The organism is Pseudomonas sp. TWR1-1-3 (assembly GCF_049896805.1).
Lineage (GTDB): Bacteria > Pseudomonadota > Gammaproteobacteria > Pseudomonadales > Pseudomonadaceae > Aquipseudomonas > Aquipseudomonas bubulae.
Genome location: NZ_JAFCUZ010000001.1, coordinates 342,316 through 363,331, shown reverse-complemented (window position 1 = coordinate 363,331; position 21,016 = coordinate 342,316). Strand labels below are relative to the sequence as shown.

General features: G+C 58.7%; 18 protein-coding genes. 8 read left to right on the top strand and 10 right to left on the bottom strand.

The window, feature by feature from the left end; genetic code table 11:
* Positions 1-115 precede the first annotated feature (115 nt).
* The 8 genes from ACP7BE_RS01640 to ACP7BE_RS01605 form a co-directional block, all read right to left on the bottom strand.
* Positions 116-1,324 (bottom strand): acetyl-CoA C-acyltransferase, encoded by a 1,209-nt coding sequence (locus tag ACP7BE_RS01640; protein ID WP_340068745.1) that lies wholly within the window; start codon positions 1,322-1,324, stop codon positions 116-118.
* A gap of 9 nt (positions 1,325-1,333) precedes the next feature.
* Positions 1,334-1,804 carry a MaoC family dehydratase gene (locus ACP7BE_RS01635; RefSeq protein WP_095002416.1) on the bottom strand — a complete coding sequence of 157 codons (471 nt, stop codon included), beginning with the start codon at positions 1,802-1,804 and terminating at the stop codon, positions 1,334-1,336.
* 10 nt (positions 1,805-1,814) lie between these two features.
* Positions 1,815-2,600 carry an SDR family oxidoreductase gene (locus tag ACP7BE_RS01630; protein ID WP_153381177.1) on the bottom strand — a complete coding sequence of 262 codons (786 nt, stop codon included), beginning with the start codon at positions 2,598-2,600 and terminating at the stop codon, positions 1,815-1,817.
* 88 nt (positions 2,601-2,688) lie between these two features.
* Entirely contained in the window at positions 2,689-3,567 is an 879-nt protein-coding gene (locus tag ACP7BE_RS01625; protein ID WP_095018872.1) for an SDR family oxidoreductase, read from the bottom strand.
* Positions 3,568-3,577: 10 nt separating this feature from the next.
* On the bottom strand, positions 3,578-4,729 hold the full coding sequence (locus tag ACP7BE_RS01620; protein ID WP_095039380.1) for an acetyl-CoA C-acetyltransferase: 1,152 nt from the start codon (positions 4,727-4,729) through the stop codon (positions 3,578-3,580).
* A 3-nt stretch (positions 4,730-4,732) separates the two neighbouring features.
* Entirely contained in the window at positions 4,733-5,791 is a 1,059-nt protein-coding gene (locus ACP7BE_RS01615) for an acyl-CoA dehydrogenase family protein (protein WP_095002412.1), read from the bottom strand.
* Between the two features lie 8 nt (positions 5,792-5,799).
* Entirely contained in the window at positions 5,800-6,954 is a 1,155-nt protein-coding gene (locus tag ACP7BE_RS01610; RefSeq protein WP_095021350.1) for an acyl-CoA dehydrogenase family protein, read from the bottom strand.
* Positions 6,955-6,964: 10 nt separating this feature from the next.
* Positions 6,965-7,729 (bottom strand): enoyl-CoA hydratase family protein, encoded by a 765-nt coding sequence (locus ACP7BE_RS01605; RefSeq protein ID WP_095018868.1) that lies wholly within the window; start codon positions 7,727-7,729, stop codon positions 6,965-6,967.
* A gap of 604 nt (positions 7,730-8,333) precedes the next feature.
* Here ACP7BE_RS01605 and ACP7BE_RS01600 point away from each other — a divergent pair.
* From ACP7BE_RS01600 to ACP7BE_RS01565, 8 genes are all read left to right on the top strand, one after another.
* Positions 8,334-8,828 (top strand): CS1 type fimbrial major subunit, encoded by a 495-nt coding sequence (locus tag ACP7BE_RS01600; RefSeq protein ID WP_232527604.1) that lies wholly within the window; start codon positions 8,334-8,336, stop codon positions 8,826-8,828.
* A 101-nt stretch (positions 8,829-8,929) separates the two neighbouring features.
* Positions 8,930-11,449, top strand: a complete 2,520-nt coding sequence (locus ACP7BE_RS01595) for a CS1-pili formation C-terminal domain-containing protein (protein WP_095002409.1) — start codon at positions 8,930-8,932, stop codon at positions 11,447-11,449.
* 71 nt (positions 11,450-11,520) lie between these two features.
* Entirely contained in the window at positions 11,521-12,768 is a 1,248-nt protein-coding gene (locus ACP7BE_RS01590) for a hypothetical protein (protein ID WP_252342317.1), read from the top strand.
* A gap of 38 nt (positions 12,769-12,806) precedes the next feature.
* Positions 12,807-13,547, top strand: coding sequence for a molecular chaperone (locus ACP7BE_RS01585; RefSeq protein ID WP_426104412.1), 741 nt, complete (start codon positions 12,807-12,809; stop codon positions 13,545-13,547).
* The gene (locus ACP7BE_RS01580) at positions 13,547-14,050 is read left to right on the top strand and encodes a CS1 type fimbrial major subunit (RefSeq protein WP_252342316.1); all 504 of its coding nucleotides are present in this window, start codon (positions 13,547-13,549) and stop codon (positions 14,048-14,050) included. Before ACP7BE_RS01585 ends, ACP7BE_RS01580 begins: the two co-directional genes overlap by 1 nt.
* A 19-nt stretch (positions 14,051-14,069) precedes the next feature.
* Positions 14,070-15,383 carry a hypothetical protein gene (locus ACP7BE_RS01575; protein ID WP_426104410.1) on the top strand — a complete coding sequence of 438 codons (1,314 nt, stop codon included), beginning with the start codon at positions 14,070-14,072 and terminating at the stop codon, positions 15,381-15,383.
* Positions 15,384-15,482: 99 nt separating this feature from the next.
* On the top strand, positions 15,483-16,655 hold the full coding sequence (locus tag ACP7BE_RS01570) for an acyl-CoA dehydrogenase family protein (protein ID WP_426104408.1): 1,173 nt from the start codon (positions 15,483-15,485) through the stop codon (positions 16,653-16,655).
* On the top strand, positions 16,652-17,836 hold the full coding sequence (locus tag ACP7BE_RS01565; RefSeq protein ID WP_095018862.1) for an acyl-CoA dehydrogenase family protein: 1,185 nt from the start codon (positions 16,652-16,654) through the stop codon (positions 17,834-17,836). Before ACP7BE_RS01570 ends, ACP7BE_RS01565 begins: the two co-directional genes overlap by 4 nt.
* A gap of 72 nt (positions 17,837-17,908) precedes the next feature.
* Here the strand turns inward: ACP7BE_RS01565 and ACP7BE_RS01560 are convergent, their stop codons facing one another.
* Both ACP7BE_RS01560 and ACP7BE_RS01555 read right to left on the bottom strand, forming a co-directional pair.
* A complete protein-coding gene (locus ACP7BE_RS01560; RefSeq protein ID WP_095002404.1) occupies positions 17,909-19,522 on the bottom strand; it encodes a DUF1302 domain-containing protein in 1,614 nt (537 codons plus the stop codon).
* A gap of 89 nt (positions 19,523-19,611) precedes the next feature.
* Positions 19,612-20,994 (bottom strand): DUF1329 domain-containing protein, encoded by a 1,383-nt coding sequence (locus tag ACP7BE_RS01555; protein ID WP_095002403.1) that lies wholly within the window; start codon positions 20,992-20,994, stop codon positions 19,612-19,614.
* Positions 20,995-21,016: the final 22 nt, after the last annotated feature.

Genomic DNA, 21,016 nt, shown 5'->3' with positions numbered 1-21,016 from the left:
TCCATGCCCGGTAAAGAAGCGCAATTGTACTGCTTCCCTGCATTTACGCACCTATCCGCGCGACTAAATCCTTAAGCTCCATGCCCGCTCCCACAAAGAAACTGTCCCCCTGCCTTCAGCTCAGCTCAAACAACCCCGCCGCCCCCATCCCGCCGCCAATGCACATGGCAACCACGACAAACCGCGCACCACGGCGGCGACCTTCGAGCAGGCTGTGACCCACCATCCGTGCACCCGACATGCCGAACGGATGACCAATGGCTATCGCCCCGCCATTGACGTTCAGGCGGTCATTGGGGATCTGCAGAAAGTCACGGCAATGCACCACCTGACAGGCGAACGCTTCGTTGATCTCCCAGAGGTCAATATCCGCAACGGTCAGGCCAAAACGCTTGAGCAACTTGGGAATCGCATACACCGGACCAATGCCCATTTCCTCCGGTGCACAACCACTCACGGCAATCCCGCGATACACGCCCAGCGCTTCGATACCGCGCTGCCTGGCTTCGGCACGGCTCATCAGCAATACCGCAGCGGCCCCATCGGAAAACTGCGAGGCGTTGCCTGCCGTGATGAACTCACCCTGTTCAATCCACTTGCCGTCTTTCCACACCGGTTTGAGGGTCGACAGGTCTTCAAGGGTGGTGGAGGGACGGTTGCATTCGTCACGGTCCGCGATCACGTCCTGATGACCGGCGGGCTTGCCTTCCTTGTCAAAGCACAGCTTGCGCGCCGCCAAGGGCACGATCTCATCGGCAAACAGGCCCTCAGCCTGGGCGGCGGCAGTACGTTGCTGGCTCTGCAACGCATACTGATCCTGTACCTCGCGGCTGATGTTGTAGCGCCGCGACACGATTTCCGCGGTTTCGAGCATCGGAATATAAGCCGTCGGCATGCACTCAAGCACGGCCTCGGACTGGGCGCGGTAGGTGTTTTTGTACTTGTTCTGGGTCAGCGACAATGACTCCACGCCACCGGCCACGGCAATCTTCATTTCGCCGGCCATGATGCCATTGGCCGCCACGCCGATACTCATCAGGCCCGAGGCGCACATGCGATCGAGCGCCATGCCCGGCACAGTATCGGGCAAACCGCCGGTGTACGCACACAGGCGGCCGATGTTGTAACTCTGAGTGCCCTGCTGGGCGGCGGCACCCATGATCACGTCTTCCACCGAACCCGGCTCGATACCTGCGCGCTCGACCACGGCACGCACCACGTGACCGCCCAGCACAGGCGCCTCGGTATCGTTGAACGAGCCACGAAAGGATTTGGTCAAGGCAGTGCGGGCGGTGGATACGATCACAACGTCATTCAAATTCATGTTCAAGGCTCACTGTTCAAGGGGGTTGAAGGTGTAGCGGCTGATGGTGTCCACCACGCAGCCGGGGCGTTCGCTGCCCTCGATTTCGACGCTCATGCGCACTACAGCCTGCACGGCCTGGCCCTGCATCTCGACCCGCACCAACTGGCCATGGCCGCGAATCCGCGAACCGACCTTGACCGGCGCAGGGAAGCGCAGCCGGTCACTGCCGTAGTTGACGCCCATGGCCAGGTTCTCGAACTGCATCAGTTGCGGCATAAACAGATTGGCCAGGGCCAGGGTCAGGTAACCATGAGCGATGCAGGCGCCAAATGGCCCGGTGGCGGCGCGCTGAGGGTCGACATGGATCCACTGGTGATCGCCCGTGGCTTCGGCAAACAGGTTGATCCGTTCCTGGGTCAGCAGCAGCCAGTCTGTGCGCCCCAGATCCATGCCCTCGGCCGCCAGCAACTGCCCGGTGCTGCTGAAAACTGTGCTCATGCTCTGTTCCTCACGCTTGTTGCGAGCTGACGGGCAGCACTTCGCCGACCATGTACGAGGCATAGTCACTGGCCAGAAACACCATGACATTGGCCACTTCCCACACTTCGGCGGCGCGGCCAAAGGCTTCGCGGCTGGTGAGCTGGTCGAGCAATTCGCTGCTGGCGGCTTTTTTCAGAAAGTCGTGCAGGGCGATCGACGGCGCCACAGCGTTGATCCGCACGCCGTTTTCGGCGGCTTCCAGGGCGCTGCAGCGGGTCAGGGCCATGACCCCGGCCTTGGCCGCAGCGTAGTGGGCCTGCTCCTTTTGCGCGCGCCAGCCCAGTACCGAGGCGTTGTTGACGATGGCCCCGGCACCACGACGCTCCATATGCGGGAGCATGGCGCGAGTCATGCGCATGGTGCCGGTCAGGGTGATATCCAGTACCGACGACCACTGCTCATCGGTCATTTCGGTCAGGCGTACCTGACCGCCAAGCCCGGCGTTGTTGATCAGCACATCGACACCGCCCAGCGCATCCTCAGCGGCGGCGACCAGGGCTTGCACGTCGGCTTCGACGGTGACGTTGCACAGCTGCCCGTAGACCGCCTGCAAGCCGGTTTCGGCCTTTAGCCGCTCGACTGCCTCATCGAGACGACGCGGGTGGATATCGGAAATCATCAGGGCGCGACAGCCCTCTTCCGCGCAGCGTTTGGCCGCGGCATAACCGATACCGGCGCCGGCTGCGGCAGTGATCAAAATCGACTTGCCAGCCAGTAACTGGTGGCCGGGGACATAGGGAGGTGCTTGTCTCATGGTTGAATTCTCTTGTTAAGCGGCAAATCAAAAGCCCCTCACCCTGGCCCTCTTCCAAAGGGAGGGGTTGGGGTGAGGGCCAGCGGTATCAGCTACCCCACACCCGCTGCGGTGCAGGCGCTTCGGCCAGAATCTGGCCCAGGGCAACCCCCACTTCTTCGGGTTGCCATTGCGCGCCCTTGTCGCGGGTCACCCCGGTGCGCCAGCCATCGCCCAGGGACAATCGCCCACCCTGGCTTTCGATGATCTGCCCGGTAACATCCCCCGACAGTTCGCTGCCCAGCCATACCACCAGCGGCGCGACGTTTTCCGGTGCCCATGAATCAAAGCCACCGTCTTCAGGTTTTTTCACCATGTCCGGCATCGCGCTTTCGGTCATCGAGGTCCGCGCCGCCGGCGCCAGGGCATTGGCCGTCACGCCGTAGCGCCCCAGCTCGGCTGCCTGCACCAGGGTCAGCGCGGCAATCCCGCCTTTGGCTGCGCTGTAGTTGGACTGCCCCACCGACCCCTGCAGGCCCGCGCCGGAACTGGTGTTGATGATCCGTGCCGCCACCGGCCGGCCGGCCTTGGCCAGGTCGCGCCAGCGCTTGCCAAGGATATTGGCCAGGCAAAAATGCCCCTTGAGATGCACACGCATGACCGCATCCCAGTCCTCTTCAGCGAGGCTGATAAACATGCGGTCACGCAGGATTCCGGCGTTGTTGACCAGCACATGCACTTCGCCAAACGCGGCCAGGGCGGCGTCGACGATGTGCTGTGCCGTGGCCAGGGTAGTGATGTCATCGGCATTGGCAATGGCCTGCCCACCGGCCTGGAGGATTTCTGCCACGACCTCTTCGGCGGCTTCGCGACGAATATCGTTGACCACCACATTGGCGCCCTGCCCGGCGAACGCCAGCGCGTAAGCGCGGCCCAAACCGCCGCCCGCGCCGGTAATGATGACGGTACGTTCTGCACAAATTGCCATGTCGTTGCTCCTAGAGGCGTTCAATAATCGTCACGTTGGCTTGACCGCCGCCTTCGCACATGGTCTGCAAACCGTAGCGGCCACCGCTTTGCTCAAGCTGGTTGAGCAGGCCGGTCATCAACCGTGCACCGCTTGCCCCCAACGGATGGCCGAGAGCAATTGCACCGCCGTTGGCGTTGGTCCTGGCCGGGTCGAAATCCAGCTCCTTGGCCCAGGCCATCACCACCGAGGCGAAGGCTTCGTTGATTTCAACAAGGTCAATGTCCTGCATGCCCATGCCAGCCTTTTTCAGCGCGGCACGGGTGGCGGCAATCGGGGCCCTGAGGTGCCAGATCGGGTCGTCGCCCAGCACCGACAGGTGATGGATCCGCGCCCGAGGGGTGAGGTTGTAGCGTTTGAGCGCCGCCTCGGAGACCACCAGCAAGGCAGCCGAGGCATCGCAGGTCTGGCTGGATACCGCAGCGGTGATTGACGCAAACTCGGCAAACACCGGCTCCAGTTCGGCCATTTTGGCCAGGCTGGTTTGGCGTGGTGTTTCATCGTCCCATACCCCTTCGCAGGGCACGATTTCGTTGACGAAACGGCCCGCGGCCATGGCCTCCAGCGCCCGGCGATGGCTCTCCAGGGCATAGGCTTCCATGTCCTGGCGGCTGATGTTCCAGTGGTCGGCGATACGCTGAGCGGCGTAGAACTGGTTGACCGGCTGTTTGCCAAAGCGCGCTTGCCAGCCCTTACTGCCGGAGAACGGGTCGGCAAAGCCCAGTGGCTGCCCGGCCAGCATCGCCGAGGAAATAGGGATCTGGGTCATGGTTTGCACACCACCCACGGCAATCACATCCTGGGTGCCACTCATCACCGCCTGCGCGGCGAAGTGCAGCGCCTGTTGTGACGAACCGCACTGGCGATCGATGGTGGTGCCCGGCACGTTCAGCGGCAAACCGGCGGCCAGCCAGCTGGTGCGGGCGATATCACCGGCCTGGGAGCCGATGGTGTCGACACACCCAAAAATCACGTCGTCATATTCGTCGGCCGGAATTGCGTTGCGCTCTACCAGTGCTTTGAGCACATGGGCGCCGAGATCGATGGCATGGACGTGGGCCAGGCCGCCCTTGCGCTTGCCGGTGGGGCTGCGCAATGCATCAACAATATAGGCTTCAGGCATCGGTCAATCCTCGAAGGTGTGACCGCAGCCCAGAGGCGCCGCGCCACTCAATACATATTCGGCCACACGGGCCTTGTGCAGCGCACGGTCGCCCCAGGCACTGTCCAGTGCCCAGGCGCGCTTCATGAACATTTGCAGGTCGACTTCCCAGGTGTAACCCATCGCCCCATGCACCTGGATGCCGTGGCGGGCCGCCAGCCAGCTGGCTTCGCAACTGGCCAGGCGCGCCTGGGACACCCACACGGCGGCATTCGGTTCATTGTGTGCCAGGGCGTAAGCGGCGCGGTACAGCACCGGTTTGGCGAACTCCAGCGCAGTAGCCACGTCGGCCAGATGATGCTTGACTGCCTGAAAACTGCCGATGGGCTTACCGAATTGTTTACGCTGCGCGGCGTAGTCCACCGATAAATCCAGCATGCGCTGAGCCAGCCCGAGCAACTGCCCGGCCACCGACAGCGCGCCACGATCAAGGGTTTGCGCCCACAGCTGGCGGCCCTGTTCGCCCTGCGCCACCAGGGTGGCTGCGCCGGGTTGCCAACTGACCTGCGCCAGGCGCCGAGAGGCATCGATACTGGCGTGATTTTGCACATCCACCTGGCTACGCGGCACGGCGTGGACTTCATCGCCATGGGCCAGCAGCAGTAAGTCAGCGTGGGCGGCATCGGCCACCAGCGGATTGACCGGGTGCCCGATGGCCACCCGCAAACTGCCGTCGGCAATGCGTTCCAGCCATTCGCCGCGACGGGCTACGCCGTCATCCAGCCCGGCGATCAGCGCACTGGCCACATAAGCGGTATCACCCAGGGAATCAGGAATGGCGTAGTAACCCAGTTCCTGGGTCATCAGGGCCCAGGCCACATCGTCCATGCCCAGGCCACCGAAAGCCTCGGGGATCGACAATGCGGTCAGGCCCTGCTCGGCGATCTTGTTACGCAAATCCGGGGAGCGACCGACATCGGTTTCCCAGATTTCACGGAGCATTTCGGGGGCCGCTTCGGTCATCAGAAAACGGCTGATGGCCTCGCGAAAAGAGATCTGGTCTTCGGTAAAGGTAAAGTCCATGCCCGGCCTCACTTCGGCAGGCCGAGCATGCGCTCGGCGATAATGTTGCGCTGGATCTCGTTGGTGCCGGCGTAAATGGGCCCGGCCTGGGCGAACAAAAAGCCGTCCAGCCAGCTGTAGCCGCCCACCGATTGACCGGTCAGCTCGCCACTGGCGCCGAGAATGCGCATGGCGGTTTCGTGCATGCGCAGATCCAGCTCCGACCAGAATATTTTGTTGGTGCTCGACTCGGCGCCAATCTGTGCCCCGCGGCTCAGGCGGCCCACGGTGTGGTACGCAGACAGGGCGTAAGCCTGGGCGTCCGACCAGGCCTTGCACACCGCCTCGCCAAGGCTAGGATCACGATCGGCGCTGGCGCGGTTGGCCTGGTACAGCTCCACCAATTTGCGCGCCGTGTATTGAAAACGGGCCGGGGAACGCAGCAGCAGACCTCGCTCGAAGCCGGCAGTGGCCATTGCCACATGCCAGCCCTGGCCTTCATCGCCAATACGGTTTTCCAGCGGGATGCGCACGTCATCAAAGAACACTTCGGCAAACGCATCCTTGCCGTTCAGGGCCTTGATCGGGCGTACGGTGACACCCGGTGCATTGAGCGGCACCATCACGAAGGACAGCCCGTGATGGCGGCTGGACGACGGATCGCTACGGAACAGGCCGAACAGCCAGTCGGCAAAAATCGCTCGTGTGGACCAGGTTTTCTGGCCGTTGAGCACGTAGCTGTCGCCATCGCGGGTGGCCTTGCTGGTGATAGCGGCCATGTCGGAACCTGCGTTCGGTTCGGACCAGCCCTGGGCCCACATGTCGGTACTGGCGGCCATGCGCGGCAGGAAACGCAGTTTTTGCGCCTCGGTGCCGAACTCCATCAGCGTCGGGCCGAGCAACAGCTGGCCGTTCTGATTGACCCGCATCGGCCCGCCGGCGCCGTAATATTCCTCTTCGAAAATCAGCCACTCGATCAGGTCGCAGCCGCGCCCGCCCAGCTCGGTGGGCCACATGACCATCGACAGACGGTTTTCGAATAATTTGGCTTCCCACTGGCGGTGTTGCTCGAAGCCCTCGCGGGTATCGTAGCTGGCCAGCGGCGTGGTCGGCAGGTTGTCCGCCAGCCATTGGCGCACCTCCTGGCGAAAGGCCTTTTGTTTGGGGGAGTAGGTCAGATCCATCGTCAGCTCCTCAGAAGTTGGCGTCGCGTTTTTCAACGAATGCGCGGCGGGTTTCGGCGGAGTCCGTGCTGTTGTAGGCCTGCAGCGTGAACCCCTGTTCCCAGCGGTATTTGTCTTCCAGGTTGCCGTCTTCGATACCGTTCAGGGCCTCCTTGGCGATGCGGATCATGTCCGGGCTTTTGCTGGCGATCTTGCGGGCAATTTGCAGCGCGGTTTCACGCAATTGCTCAAGGGGCACCACGCGCTCGATAAAGCCGTATTGCTGGGCGTCAACGGCACTGATCTTGTCGCCGGTCAAAAACAGATAACGGACTTTCTGCACCGGGAACAGACGCTGCAAATGCGCCCCGCCGCCCATGGCGCCGCGATCCACTTCGGGTAAGGCAAAACTGGCGCAATCGGAGGCAACGACAATATCGGCAGCGCCGGTAATACCGATCCCGCCACCCAGCACATAGCCATGCACGGCAACAATCACCGGCACCGGATTGCGGTGAATGGCCTTGAAGGTGGCGTAGTTGCCGGCATTGACGGTCACGATACGTTCGGGGTGGGCGTCCAGTTCCTTGATATCGACCCCGGCGCAGAAGCCACGGCCCTCGGAGCGGATCACGATGACTCGCACTTGCGGGTCTTGTCCCAATGCTTCGAGAGTACGTGCCAGATCGAGCCATTCCTGGCTGTCGAGGGCATTGACCGGTGGCCGGTCGATCACCAGTTCAGCGACGCCCGCGTCGATACTGGTCTGAAATGCGGTATGGGCTGCGCTGTTCACATGTGCTCCTGGATTGGCAAAAAAACCATGGGAGCAGTATGGGAAGGCGCGCGAGGCGGATCATCGTCCGTTGAGACTAAACATAAGACACAGAGCCACAGGCGCACGCCCTTATAGCCACAAGTAAATGACCGCGGCAGCGATCAATCATCATTAATTAATCACACCCTACGCCATAAGAACTAATGAACTTACGTTTCACTTGGATATTTCACTCAAACAACACAGCACTCTCTTATAAAAACAGATCAGCCGCCCCAGCAGAAAATAACAAAGCTCAAACAATACAACTTGTTGCCATAGCCTGCACTTACAGGAGGAACTCATACAAGCAGGATTATTCACTCAACTATCAAAGGAAGAAAGCCGCAAGATCGCAAGACCAAAGCCACTTAAACGTTCGCACTTGGCTACTTTAACCATCCTGAAATTCTAATATTCTGATCCAGCTTGACCAGCCGGGGGTCGAAAGCCCATTCCAGCCTGATGACAAACGCCAGATATCTGGACGGAATTCAAACTTAATCATCCTCGGCCGATTGGAAAACACTCTGTTTCCACAAATGCATGTTCCTTTACACCTATTATACAACAGGTAAACAAAATGTTAATAAACAAAACCGCTCTGGTTGCTGCGGCAGTAATGGTGTTCGGTGTTTCCAGTGCATGGGCTGCCGACAGTACAAGTACCCAGATTAATATCAGCGCCACTGTTCCAAGCACTGCTTTCTATGCACAAGCCTCTAGCCCGACCTTCGGTCAGGCTGAAGTAATGGGCTATGACATCGGCCAAAACAAAATCAACAGCCTTCGTGAAAACTTCACCTACAAGAGCACAGGCGGTGCATTGCGCGCGTATATCGATGGCGGGCCACGGGCGCTGTTCAACGGTAACACCGCGCACAACATCCCTCTGACCACCAAATTCAACGGTGTGACCCTTACGGCTGCAGCCCTGGAGGTGGCAACCGCCCCCGCCTCCGCCGCAGGCGGTACTGCAGAGCTGGAGGTATCTGCTGGCGCCATACCAACAGGTGCCTCTGGCAATTTCAGTACCGCATTTACCGTGATGTTCGACAGCACGCCACCCACCCCCTGATCTGCCAACACCGTTGATTCATCTGGCGATACCCGCGCCCGGTCGGTTTTCGACCGGGCGCCTCTTCTGGATTGACTGTCCGTTATTAGAGTATTGCGTTTATGTTCCCGATGACTCGCATCGCGGTGACGCTGGCCTTGTTGTTCCCTGCAGCATCAATGGCAGCCGCAGAAGTCAGTACACCCCGAAGTTTGCTTGCCCAGGCCAAAGGCTTGCCGGCTGACTTCGAAGAGCACCTTTTCGATGTACCGCTGGCCGTTCAGGTCGAGCGCAACTCGCAACTGGTGGGTGAAGCCATGGTCGTACTGACCCGCGATGATCGTCTGACCCTCCTTGAGTTCACCGACTTCAACGCCAGCCAGATTCCGGCCAGTGAGCGCGACACCTGGTCGGAGTTTCTCCAGCAAGGAGTGCAACTGGGAGCCTGCACTGGCAAATGCCCCGAACAGTTAATGGCGGTTCATTACAACCTGGAAAACTCCATGGTCTCGTTGCTGACCGCCAGGGCGGAACAGGATTATCAGAAGAGCCGCTATCACGAACTGCCCAGCGGCGGCAGCGGCGGTTTGATTGTGCGCAATCAGCTAAACCTCACCGCCGGCCAGCGAGAGCAAGTTGACGGTCGTTATGGCCTGGAGGCCAGCGGCAGCATCGGCCACTGGAGCCAAACGCTCAACCTGCAACTCACACGCATGGATGGTCCGGACCAAAGTCAGCTCAAACATGCTGTCTATGAAGCCCACACCCAGCGTGAACTGGAAGGTACATTTCTGCGCCTGGGCTATTTCACTCCAGGCTCCGAAGGTTTGACCCGGCAAATTCGCACTTTTGGCGCCAGCCCCGATACCACAGTGGGCATCATGTATGGCAGTTCCGACAGCCTGGTCATCGATCAAGCCAAACCCGGCGTATACCCGGTGTATGTCACCGCCAGTCGTCCGGCAACGGCACAAATCTACCGCAACGGCCTGTTGATCAATTCCCAACTGGTTGCCGCCGGTTTGCAGAGCCTCGATACCCGCCCCTTGCCCAGCGGTATTTACGAAGTCGAGGTTCGCCTGGTCGAAGACGGCCGAGTTAGCAGCACGTCTTCGGAGCTGATCTATAAACCGTCCAACTGGCGCAACTACGACGACCCATGGCGCTATAACCTGTTCGCCGGACGCGAAAGCAAACTGCTGAGCAACTGGGACGACCAGGCCACCGGCGACATGACCGCCGGCGCCTCGCTCAATTACCTGCTGCACCCGCGTGCCATCCTGGGTCTGTCTGCGCGCCAGGTAAAAAACAGGATGCAATGGGGCACCGCCATTGACTGGACGCTGGCCAGCAATCTCACCTTTTATGCCAATCTTTACAAGACTCAAAGCTACGGCACCGGTGTCGACCTTAACGGCCAATACCACTACGGCCTCGGCAATGTCGTGTTCAACCACAACCGCAGCTGGCTCGACACCCGTAACACCTACGAAACCCTGCCGGACGGCACGCGCCTGCGCACAAAGTCCAGCTATGTGGGCCAGACCAGCACTACCGCCCTGTCCCTGAACCATCGCTTCGGCCTGCAAAGCACCTTGAGTGCCCGCCTCTCCCACAGCAATGGCTATAGCCGCGGCTACGGCCTGGACGTGGGCTGGGCGCAACCCACGCACCTGTTTGGCAGCGACGGTAACTGGCGTTTATCGGTCTTTGATCGACCCGGCAGCCTCAGTTCCGGCAACAAGCGCAATCGCGGGGTCGACCTGAGCATCAGCCTGGCCCTCGGCGGCCCGGGTGAACGCTGGTCAGCCAGCCTGGGGTCACGCACCGGCCGGGACGGTGAGCGTGACAACAATGCCTCCCTCAGTTACAGCAAAAATATCGAAGGCCACGTCCTGCAAAGCGTGGCTGCCACCGCAAGTACCGATACCTACGGAGTGGGCGTCAATGGCCGGGCCACCTTCCTGACCGACAGCCTCAGCGCCGATACCTTTGTACAACGCTCGTCTTATAACGGCTACCTGAGCGGTGGCCTTAACCTGGACAGCACCATCGCCCTGAGCGGCTTGACCATGGCCATGAGCAGTGAGCCCTCCGGGCGCGGGGCCGGAATGATCGTCGACGTCGAGTCCGATATCGCCAACATTGCCTTGCGTGCCGATGACCTCAGCGGTGGCAGCACCATGCTGCGCCCCGGCCGCAACTATATTCCCCTCACCGCGTACGAGAGCAGCTCAGTCAGTTTCGACTTTCAGGGCAACCACGTGCCCGCCGCTGCGATCCAGCCACCTCGCGCCCGTTATCACCTGAATAAAGGCGGCGTGGGCTATCGCAAGATCAACGTGGTGAATACCGTCACCGTGCTTGGCCGCTTGATTGACGCGGACGGCAACCCGCTCAAGGGTCATCACATCATCAACCCCACCAGCCGCGGCATCAGCGAAGTAGACGGTTTCTTCTCAATGGAAATGAACGCCGGCACCCCCACTCTGGAAGTACGCAAGGATGAAACATTGCTCTGCCAGTTCCGTATCGAGATAAACAAAACCCTGTTGCAAAACAATGTGCTGGAAATCGGCGACCTGCGTTGCCATCCCGACACGTTGGCTGAATCGGCTAATAATGTTGAGGCAGCAGGATGAAGCGGAACAATCTAGCGGACTTCAACGTAAAGTGTTTATTGAGTCTGGTACAAAGCCGCAGGCTAAATCGGATGGCAAAAACCGCTGCCGGTATTGTATTGATTTTTGTTTGTGGCCTTGTTGCCCCGCCCAATACTCACGGGGTAGAGATAACAATAAATGCAGAGTTCAAACCTGACCCCGCCTTTCCCAATCGCAATGTATTTACGAATAAAACACCGAATACCGGTCAATATTGCTATTACAACCCTGCTGACTGCGCTTCCAAAGGCGTGTTCGGCATCGCCGCCCCCGTAGTTTTCAGGTCTGCGGTGCCTGTAGTAGCCAATCACACAGATCCGCGTCAAGGTGCGATGGTGACAATCCCGGGAGCATGGCGGACATTAACCGTCAGGCACAACCAGACTCTGGAAACAGAGGAAGTGAAGATCCGTATAACCGGTTTTGGTACAGTACTGAGCATTGACCCCGACACCGTACACACCCTGGTTCCTGGTGCGACAAGCTGGGGAGACGGGCATAACAAACTGTGGTCCGGAAGTAACTGGTCGATACCGCCGTCACCCTGCACCAGAAAATCGACGCCCCTCTACACCGGTGGAAATTTTTGGTTCTTTTGGGGAGCACCGGAGGCCGATGTAATCTGTGCCAAAAAGGCACTTTACAACATCCCAAAGTTGGCATACCACTCTTTGGACTTCGCCTACGAATTAAATACACCTGATCCATTAGGCATGTCAGCAGGTGACTATTCCGGAAACTTGGCTTACACAATAGGGCCTTACCAGGATTTCGACATGGGTGATTTGTTGATCCCTAACAGCTCCGTGCTGAATCTCAATTTTAACCTGAACGTTCAGCACACCTTAAAAGTTGATATCCCCCCGGGCGGTAATAGGGTCGAGCTGGTTCCCAAAGGCGGCTGGTACCAATGGTTGCTCATAGCTCGAGTACCGGAAACACTTGCCAGCGACCAATCCTTTAGTGTTTCCGCCAGTTCACGTTTCAAGATGCTGTTGAGCTGCGAAAGAGTCATGGGCGACACCTGCGCACTCAGCAACAACGTGAGCCACAACGTGCCGATCAATATATTTGTCAGTCTGCCCGGCGGCATTACCGATTCAAACGGCGCTTCGATCACCCGTAAGCCCTTGCTTACAAGCGGCCAGGGTACTGAACTGTTCCAGCCCAGCCGATATGTGGATGGAAAAACCGGGGTACTGCACTTCGAAATCGAAAAGAAATACGTGAATGAAATGCTCGACCAGGCAGGCACCTATAAAGGAAATGTGACCATCATCTGGGATTCAGAAGTTTAAGGCTCCCGGGTAGTCAATAGAGAAAACAGGAACTTACCATGAAACTTGCAAGTGCCATACTCAGTCTATGGGTTATCTCATTGAGTGCCATCGCGGGCCCCAGTATCAACGTTGGAACCGTCTTTGACTATATGGATGGCGATAAAAGCACCTATTTGAAGCGGGTGTATAACGGCGGCGGCAGCACCGCCTTTGTTCGCGTTTCCATACTGGAGATAGTCTACAAAGCCGACGGCACTTCAGAAGAAGTACCACTGAAAACCCAAGGCAATGCAGCCATGCGTGATGGCCTGATCGCCAGCCCGGCACGGCTGATAATCCCTGCCAGCGGCACCCAGGGCACCCGCCTGCTGTTCAAGGGGATACGAGACCAAGAGCGGTACTTTCGCGTGCGTTTTGTGCCGGTCGTGCCGGAAAAAGAAGATGAATTTGCCCTTTCCACCGAAGAAACCGACGCCTATAAAAAGACCCTGTCGGCCGGGATCAACGTGCTCGCAGGCTATGGCACCTTCTTTTTTGTACGCCCTGAAAACGCCGGTTTTGATACCCAGATAAACGACACCGCACAACAGTACTCAGTCAAAAACAACGGCAATACCATCATGCTGCTTGATGAATTCAAAGACTGCTCCGTCCAGAACCCGCTGGAGTGCGAGCCCGTTACCAAAAACCATATCTTGCCGGGTCGCCTGTTCAGCTTTACCAAAAAAGTTGGCCGTCATTATCGCTTTATCCTGATTGAGGGCAGTAACAATAAACCCATGGAGGTTAAAGGCTGATGCATCTATCTGCGTGCAAAATCTCATGCCTGACTGTCGCGGCAAGCCTGGCACTCTGGATGCAAGCGGGGTTTGCAGCGCGCGAAGAACACATCTTTGAAGTGAGTGTCACTATTCCGACCCCGGACTTCTATATATTGCCCGTGGAGTCGCAGTTTCTTGAGCGCACACAAATAATGAAGTGGAACCTTGCCCGCGGGTATCTGGAGCCCCTGCAGGCATCATTCGATGTACGCAGTCGCAGTGGCGCCATTACCGCACGCCTGGGCCATGAATCAATGCTGTCCAACGGACGGGATCTGATCAGCCTGCGGATCAAGTTCAATGGCCACGAACTTGCGCTGACCGACACAGTGGTCGTGCCCGACAACGAAGCCAAAACGGGTTACAGGGTTCCCTTACGAATCGAGGCGATCAAGCCTGAAACAGGTTTTAAGCCAGGGGCATACTTTGGCAGTGTCCAAATCATGTTTGATGGGCCGACGCCTTCTGCAGCTCAATAAACAGCACCCAGGTAATAGCATGAAGATTAAACCCTCCAGGGCCTCTGTCATTGACCACAACCCCACACGTTTGAATAACGTACCATTCTCAATATATTGGCAAACTTGTGTATTGGCCATCTTTGTATTGATACCTGGCCTTCTTGAGCCTGTATATGCTGCGAACGTCAATGTGCGGGCCGAGTTCAAGCCCGACCCGGCACTTCCACACCGAAATACATTCACAAACAAAACACCCAGCAATAGCCACTACTGCAGCTACGTGCCTCAAACCTGCATCAATAAAGGCATTATCAGCATTTCCGCCCCTATTTCCTTTCGCAACTCCAGTCGGATAATTGCCAACAACCCAGATCCCAGGCAAGGCATGATGATTCGGGCAAACAGTGATTGGCGTACTCTGATTGTCACCCATGCTCAAACGCTGGAAACTGAAGAGTTACAGGTTCGTATCACCGGCATTGGAACATATACATCTATCGAACCACAGAACATCCATACCTTGGTACCCAATGCAAGCAGCTGGTCGGATGGTCTCAATAAATTATGGGTGGGCGGTTATTTATGGCGGGGGGCTGGCACCTGCATTGGTGCGACGACATTCGTCGCTAACTGGTTCGGAATCCCGATCTACTGGACAACACCTGTTTCCGGAGCAACCTGTAGTAGAGCAGCACTGTACGACATCCCCAACTTCACTTATCGAACCCTGGACTTCTCTTATGAAATGAAGACGCCCAACCCACTCGGAATGTCATCGGGTGATTATAATGGTGAAATCAACTATACCGTGGGGCCTTACCAAGACATTGACATGGGAGACAATATGCTCCCCAGCGACAATATACTCACGATCAAATTCCTGCTTAATGTCCAGCACACCCTTAAAGTGGATACTCCACCCGGCGGCAATAAAGTAGAACTGACACCCAAGGGTAGTTGGCAAGAATGGATGCAAAATGGCCGCACGCCCGAGAAACTTTTTCGGGATCAGCCTTTCATGATTTCTGCCAGCTCACGTTTCAAGATGCAACTGGCCTGTGACCGGTTGGTAGGCGATACCTGCGCAATCAGCAATACCAGCAGCGGCCACGCAGTTCCAGTCGATGTTCTGGTCAGCATGCCCAATGGCATCGGCAATGATGATGACTCCTCGGTTTCTCGAGAACCCCTGAGGGCTTCAACTGGACTGCTGTTCAAGTCCACGCACTATGTCGATAACAAGCCATCCATGCTGCATTTTGAAATACAAAGGCAGCATGTCCTGCAGATGTTGTCCGAGCAAGGCAAGTATTCCGGGAATATCACGGTAGTCTGGGATTCCGACGTGTGATGCCGAGCCCTCAAACGGACTAGTCCGGCTCAGGGATTGCACCCGTGCTGCGCGCTTTCATGCTGGCGCCTTGATCCGTATTTTTACGACGAGGCCCATATGGAGCTTGCCCTGACAGACGAACAGCGAATGATTCAGGCATCCGCCGAACGTTTTTTGAACCAAGTGGCCAGCTCCGCTGCGGTGCGCACGGCCATGACCAGCGATCAGGGGTACGACACCGCTACCTGGGCGCGAATGGCCAGGGAGCTGTATTGGCCCGCACTGGCGATCCCCGAGGCCTATGGAGGTCTTGGCCTGGGCTTTGTCGAAGTTAGTCTGCTCCAGGAACAGCTCGGGCGCTGCCTGCTGCCCACACCATTTTTTGCAACCTGCTGCCTGGCCACCCCTGCCCTGCTGCTCAGTCGCAATGAAGCACTCAAGGAACGCTGGCTGCCGTTGATTGCCGCCGGTGAGATTCGCGCCAGCCTCGCCTACACCAGCGCGCCTCGCTGGGACGACAGCGGCGTGCAGGTGTATGCGCAGAGCCATGCGGGGGGTTATCGCCTCAATGGCGAGTATCACTATGTGATCGATGGTAGCGATTGCCAGCTGTTGATCATTGCCGCACGCACGCCGGGCAGCGTCGGCGAAGCCGGTATCCGCCTGTTTGCACTGCCTGCCGATACTCCCGGGATTGTTTGCCAGTGGCAACCGACACTGGATCAGACCCGCCGCCTGGCTACCATCACCCTGAACGATGTAGTCGTCCACGACGATCAGTTGCTCAGCGAACCCGGGCAAGGCTGGCCGATGCTGCGCGATGTGCTGCAGATAGCCTGTGTTGGCCTGGCGGCCGAGCAGACCGGTGGCGCACAGCAGTCGCTGGACATCACTCTGGCCTATATCAGCGGCCGCGAACAATTTGGTCGCACTATCGCCAGTTTCCAGGCCATCAAGCACCGCTGTGCCGATTTGATGCTGGCCATCGAATGCGCGCGCTCGGCCAGTTACTACGCTGCCTGCATTGCCGCCGAGTGCCTGAATATCGATGGTGATCCGGGTATCCGTGAGCAACTTGGGGAAGCCGCGGCCACTGCGAAAATTTTTGCCAGCGAAGGCTTTTTCCTGTGTGCCGCCGAGTCCATCCAGTTGCACGGTGGCGTGGGTTTTACCTGGGAATACGACCCGCATCTGTATTTCAAGCGAGCCCGGGCCAGTGAGCAGATGCTCGGCCCCCCGGCGTTTCATCGCGAGCAATTGGCCCGGCAGATTTTCGGAGAGTGCACATGAATATCGGTTTTAGCGCAGCAGATGAGCAGTTTCGCCAACAGGTTGCGCAGTGGATGCAGCAGCACCTGAGCGGTGACTTTGCAGCTTTGCGCTTTCGCGGTGGCCCGGGGGATGAGGACTTTGCTCCAGGGTTGCGCAAGCGCTGGGAACAGGTCTTGGCCCAAGGCCACTGGGTGGGTGCTGGCTGGGCCACCGAGCATGGCGGCCGTGGCTTGAGCATCAGCCAGCAAGTGATCTTTTTCGAAGAGTACGCAAGGGCGGGTGGTCCGGGACGTATGGGCCATATCGGCGAAGGGCTGGTAGGGCCGACGATTGCGGCCTTTGGCAGCCAGGAACAGCAGCAACGTTTTTTGCCGCCGATACTGGCGGGCCAGCACTTTTGGTGTCAGGGCTACTCCGAACCGGGTGCCGGGTCGGACCTGGCCAATATAAAGACCCGCGCCAGCTTCGATGAAGACCGCGGGCAATGGTTGATCAGCGGGCAAAAGGTCTGGACCTCACTGGCTCATGAGTCGGACTGGTGCTTTGTGCTGGCACGTACCGAGCCGGGAAGTGTTGGCCATCGCGGCCTGTCGTTCTTGCTGGTGGAGATGGACCAGCCGGGTATACGGGTACAGCCGATCCGGCAATTGACCGGTACCAGTGAATTCAACGAGGTTTTTTTTGATCAGGCGCGGGCTTCGGCAGACAACCTGATCGGCCAACCGGGTGATGGCTGGAAAATCGCCATGGCGCTGCTGGGGTTTGAACGCGGGGTATCGACCCTGGGCCAGCAAATGCAGTTTCAGAATGAGTTGGACGAAGTGGTGCGTATTGCCAAGGCCAATGGTGCGGCGCAAGACCCGGTGCTGCGCCAGCGCATCGCACAGGCCTGGAGCGGCTTGCGGGTGTTGCGCTACAACTCGTTGCGCATGTTGTCCGGGGTACAGGATGGCAGCCTGCGGCCTGAAGCGACGATCTACAAACTGGCCTGGTCGACCTGGCATGTGGCCCTGGGCAAGCTGGCGATGGATGTACTGGGGCCAGAGGCCGAGTTGCTGGCCGGGGCGCCTTATGAGCTGACACGGTTGCAGGCGCTGTTTCTGTTTACCCGTGCGGATACCCTTTATGGCGGCAGTAATGAGATTCAGCGCAATATCATTGCCGAACGAGCGCTGGGGATGCCGCGGGAGGCCCGGTAGACGGGCTGAGAATCACAAGCCCTCTCATCCCGCCCCTCTCCCTCCGGGAGAGGGTTGCCGTGAGGGCCCGGGTCAAAAGGTGTACTTGCCATTGAACGACAGGTAATCCCGATCCGCCATTGTCCGTCCCTGGGCAATATCGGCCGAACTCAAATACGCCACATAAGTCAGCCCCAGCTGAAAGTTGCCCAGGTACTTGAAATCACCACCCACTGTCAGACGCTTTTCAGCACGGCCCAACCCCGAATAGGCACTGCCGTCAATGTTCTGGGTCCAGGTGGCCTTGGTGGTCAAGTCCCAGCCGTTGAATACGCTGGGGTGATCGAAATAGGCGCCGATCCCCAACAGGCTTGAACCCCGTGTTTGACCGTCATACACATATTTATTGAAAGTCCCGTCCGTGCCCGCCCCGCCACCGCTAATGGTCAGGTCATCCACGCCCTGGATGCGCTGGTGCACCACCTCGGTCATCAGGGTGGTCTGCTGCGCCATAAACGTCGGCCCGATCATGTACACGGCATTCAGGTTTCCCTGCCACACCTGCCCCCGCGCCGGCGCACCGTTGCTCAGGTACACCGCCGCGCCGTCGCGATAGCTCAGGTCACCGGCGAATTGCACCGAATCACCGGCTTTGGTGGTGAAACTGATGCCGGTGAGCTTGATGTTGTCAAAGTAACCCAGCTGGTAACTCGGGCCATTGCCGTTGCCACCCACTTTGTTCAGGGATGAGTAATGGGTCTGCCCGGTAAAGTCGAAGAACAGTGCCGGGACGCGGTCGTGATAACGGTAATGAAACAGGCCGACCTCGGTGTTTTGCGTCACCCGGTATCGGGTGCCCAGACCCCACTCGCCGCTGTCGCCCGGTTTGACCGAGCCACCGTAGCCGACTGCGGCCCCGTTGGGCAGGTGGTCGACGATGCCCGGGGCGAGCCGGAAGAACTCGGCCCCCGGGCCAAAGGTATCGCTGCCAAAGTAGTCGCCCACGGGGTTGAGCTGGGTTTCTTCCCACTTGTACTGGTAGAACCCGAGCAGGGTCAGGTCTTCGTTCACCGACCACGCGCCCGATATCTGCCCCACCGGCAAGTAGGCATCCTTGGCTTCGGTGCCGGGCACGTTGAACTTGGTCGAATCCACCGGTGCCTGGCCCTGGCTGATGTTGGGCCAGAACAGGCTCTCGCCCCAGGCCACCAGATGTCGCCCGGCCTTTAGTGACAGGTACTGGTCGTCATTGACGGTAAAGTCGCCATACACATAAGCATCCAGCAGCCGCGCCTTGCTGCCGCTGAGTTTGCGCGTGTCCTGGCTGAAGTCGTTGTAGCGTCCGGTCTTGTTCACCGTGTCCGGTGAGTCGTTGTCGTTGCGCTGGTGGTAGACCTCGTCATAGAAATGACTGCCGCGCACCACGGCGCCGAGGTTGTCGTGCTTGAGCATCAACTCGCCAAATACGCTGACCCGGTTGTTGATCAGCGAGCCGCGCTTGAAGTTGCGCGTGGCATCATCGTAGTTGATGTTGTTCAGGTATTCGTGATCCGGTTTTGCGGTACGCATCGAGGCCGTGTAGTTGACGGTCAGAGAAGAGTCGAGGGTGGTGTTTTCGCCCAGCTCGAGGGTAGGTGCCGCCAGGGCCAGACCGCTCAGCCCCGACAATAAACCGGTCCCGACAACACGCGTGTATTGCTTGAACATGCCTTGCTCCTTGTTATTGTTGTTTTGCTCCGCCCGGCCACCTGCGCACAGGCAGGGCCCGTGGCAGACAGCAGGATGGCGTCAGGGCGTTACTTGCCGGCCCGACGTGCCGCTTCGGGGCCAAAATCGCCAGCAGCAAAACCGCCTTTGTTCAGCACATAGCCGTTGCGTTGTTCGTTGATCAGGTTGAAGGCCAGATAACTGCCAGCGTTCAGGTCGTGATACAGGCCAACACCGGCCTGCCAGGTTTGCGTTTCCGGGGCATAGAAGTAATTGACCATCGAGGTGCGCCACAACTCGCCGCGGTTGTCGTAGTTGTCACCCATGATCGGGAACCAGCTGTCTTCGTCGATATACAGCGTGCGCTTGCCGTACAGATGGCGGTTACCCGGCTTGAGCACACCTTCGAGCACCCACACGCGATGCAGTTCGTAACGCATGTTGTCGGGGTTGATATGACCGGGAGTGAGCATGCTCGCGTACTTCAGGTCACCGGCGTGCAGGCGCGCGGTGTTGTAAGGGATATACAGCTCTTTTTTACCGACGATGTTCCAGTTATAGCGCTGGGCCGAGCCGTTGAAGATGCGTACTTCGTCGACGGTGATCGAACCGCCGGAGCCCGGAAAGGCCATGTCAAAACCGTAACCCGGCGACTGCCGCACACGCCGCGTACCCGGATCGTAGCGCCAGCTCTGGCGCGGCTCGGTCTTGTCGTTCCAGTACTCGGTACCGGTGTTGATTTCACCCTTGTCGCGCTGTGGCAGCAGGGTTTCGTTAAGGTAGAAAGACGAATTGCCCACCGTGTCGCCAATCTTGCCCGGCTCCAGCCCCGGCGCCATATTGCGCGAGTGCACGCGGCCCCAGTTGATATTGCCGTCCTTGAGCACATAGGCGTTATCCGAGGTGTATTCCTCGGTCCAGGCACGCACGGTAAACAGCGAGGCATTTTTCAGCAGCTCGATACCATTTTGCGGAATGGGAAATGCCACGCCGCCAGTGCGGGCAACCACGCCTTCGCCGTCGTCGACCAGTTTGGCGACCGAGGCATTTTCCAGGGTGGCCTTGCACACCGTGTCAGAAAAACGAAAGTCACGGTGCGAAGGGTAAACCGGCATGCGGAATGTTTGCGGATAGAGTTTGAACAGGGCCTTTTGCCCCTCGGACAAGTGCCCGTCGTACTGACTGAGGTTTTGCGCGGTGATCACAAACAGCGGCTTTTCGTTGGGGTAAGGGTCTACGGGATGCTTGCCCGTGCCCTCGAACTTCATCCCCGGTGCCGCGCCCAGCCATTGGCCGCCAAAAGCAGGGATGGTCCCTGCGGCGTTGCCCGCCTTTTCGGCGCCGACGCAGGTCAGGTCCTTGCCCAGCCGGGTGATCTGGTCGGCAGGGGCCTGGGCCAGCGCCAGAGCACTGTAACCTTGCAATGCCAGGGCAACTGACAGCCAGCCGCCCATATGGGTGATGCGTCCCATGGAGTTCTCCTTTTTATTGGTC

Coding starts and splice junctions, on each gene's coding strand:
- ACP7BE_RS01640 (WP_340068745.1), bottom strand. CDS start 1,324: ATGAATTTGAATGACGTTGTGATCGTATCCACCGCCCGCACTGCCTTG.
- ACP7BE_RS01635 (WP_095002416.1), bottom strand. CDS start 1,804: ATGAGCACAGTTTTCAGCAGCACCGGGCAGTTGCTGGCGGCCGAGGGC.
- ACP7BE_RS01630 (WP_153381177.1), bottom strand. CDS start 2,600: ATGAGACAAGCACCTCCCTATGTCCCCGGCCACCAGTTACTGGCTGGC.
- ACP7BE_RS01625 (WP_095018872.1), bottom strand. CDS start 3,567: ATGGCAATTTGTGCAGAACGTACCGTCATCATTACCGGCGCGGGCGGC.
- ACP7BE_RS01620 (WP_095039380.1), bottom strand. CDS start 4,729: ATGCCTGAAGCCTATATTGTTGATGCATTGCGCAGCCCCACCGGCAAG.
- ACP7BE_RS01615 (WP_095002412.1), bottom strand. CDS start 5,791: ATGGACTTTACCTTTACCGAAGACCAGATCTCTTTTCGCGAGGCCATC.
- ACP7BE_RS01610 (WP_095021350.1), bottom strand. CDS start 6,954: ATGGATCTGACCTACTCCCCCAAACAAAAGGCCTTTCGCCAGGAGGTG.
- ACP7BE_RS01600 (WP_232527604.1), top strand. CDS start 8,334: ATGTTAATAAACAAAACCGCTCTGGTTGCTGCGGCAGTAATGGTGTTC.
- ACP7BE_RS01595 (WP_095002409.1), top strand. CDS start 8,930: ATGTTCCCGATGACTCGCATCGCGGTGACGCTGGCCTTGTTGTTCCCT.
- ACP7BE_RS01590 (WP_252342317.1), top strand. CDS start 11,521: ATGGCAAAAACCGCTGCCGGTATTGTATTGATTTTTGTTTGTGGCCTT.
- ACP7BE_RS01585 (WP_426104412.1), top strand. CDS start 12,807: ATGAAACTTGCAAGTGCCATACTCAGTCTATGGGTTATCTCATTGAGT.
- ACP7BE_RS01580 (WP_252342316.1), top strand. CDS start 13,547: ATGCATCTATCTGCGTGCAAAATCTCATGCCTGACTGTCGCGGCAAGC.
- ACP7BE_RS01575 (WP_426104410.1), top strand. CDS start 14,070: ATGAAGATTAAACCCTCCAGGGCCTCTGTCATTGACCACAACCCCACA.
- ACP7BE_RS01570 (WP_426104408.1), top strand. CDS start 15,483: ATGGAGCTTGCCCTGACAGACGAACAGCGAATGATTCAGGCATCCGCC.
- ACP7BE_RS01565 (WP_095018862.1), top strand. CDS start 16,652: ATGAATATCGGTTTTAGCGCAGCAGATGAGCAGTTTCGCCAACAGGTT.
- ACP7BE_RS01560 (WP_095002404.1), bottom strand. CDS start 19,522: ATGTTCAAGCAATACACGCGTGTTGTCGGGACCGGTTTATTGTCGGGG.
- ACP7BE_RS01555 (WP_095002403.1), bottom strand. CDS start 20,994: ATGGGACGCATCACCCATATGGGCGGCTGGCTGTCAGTTGCCCTGGCA.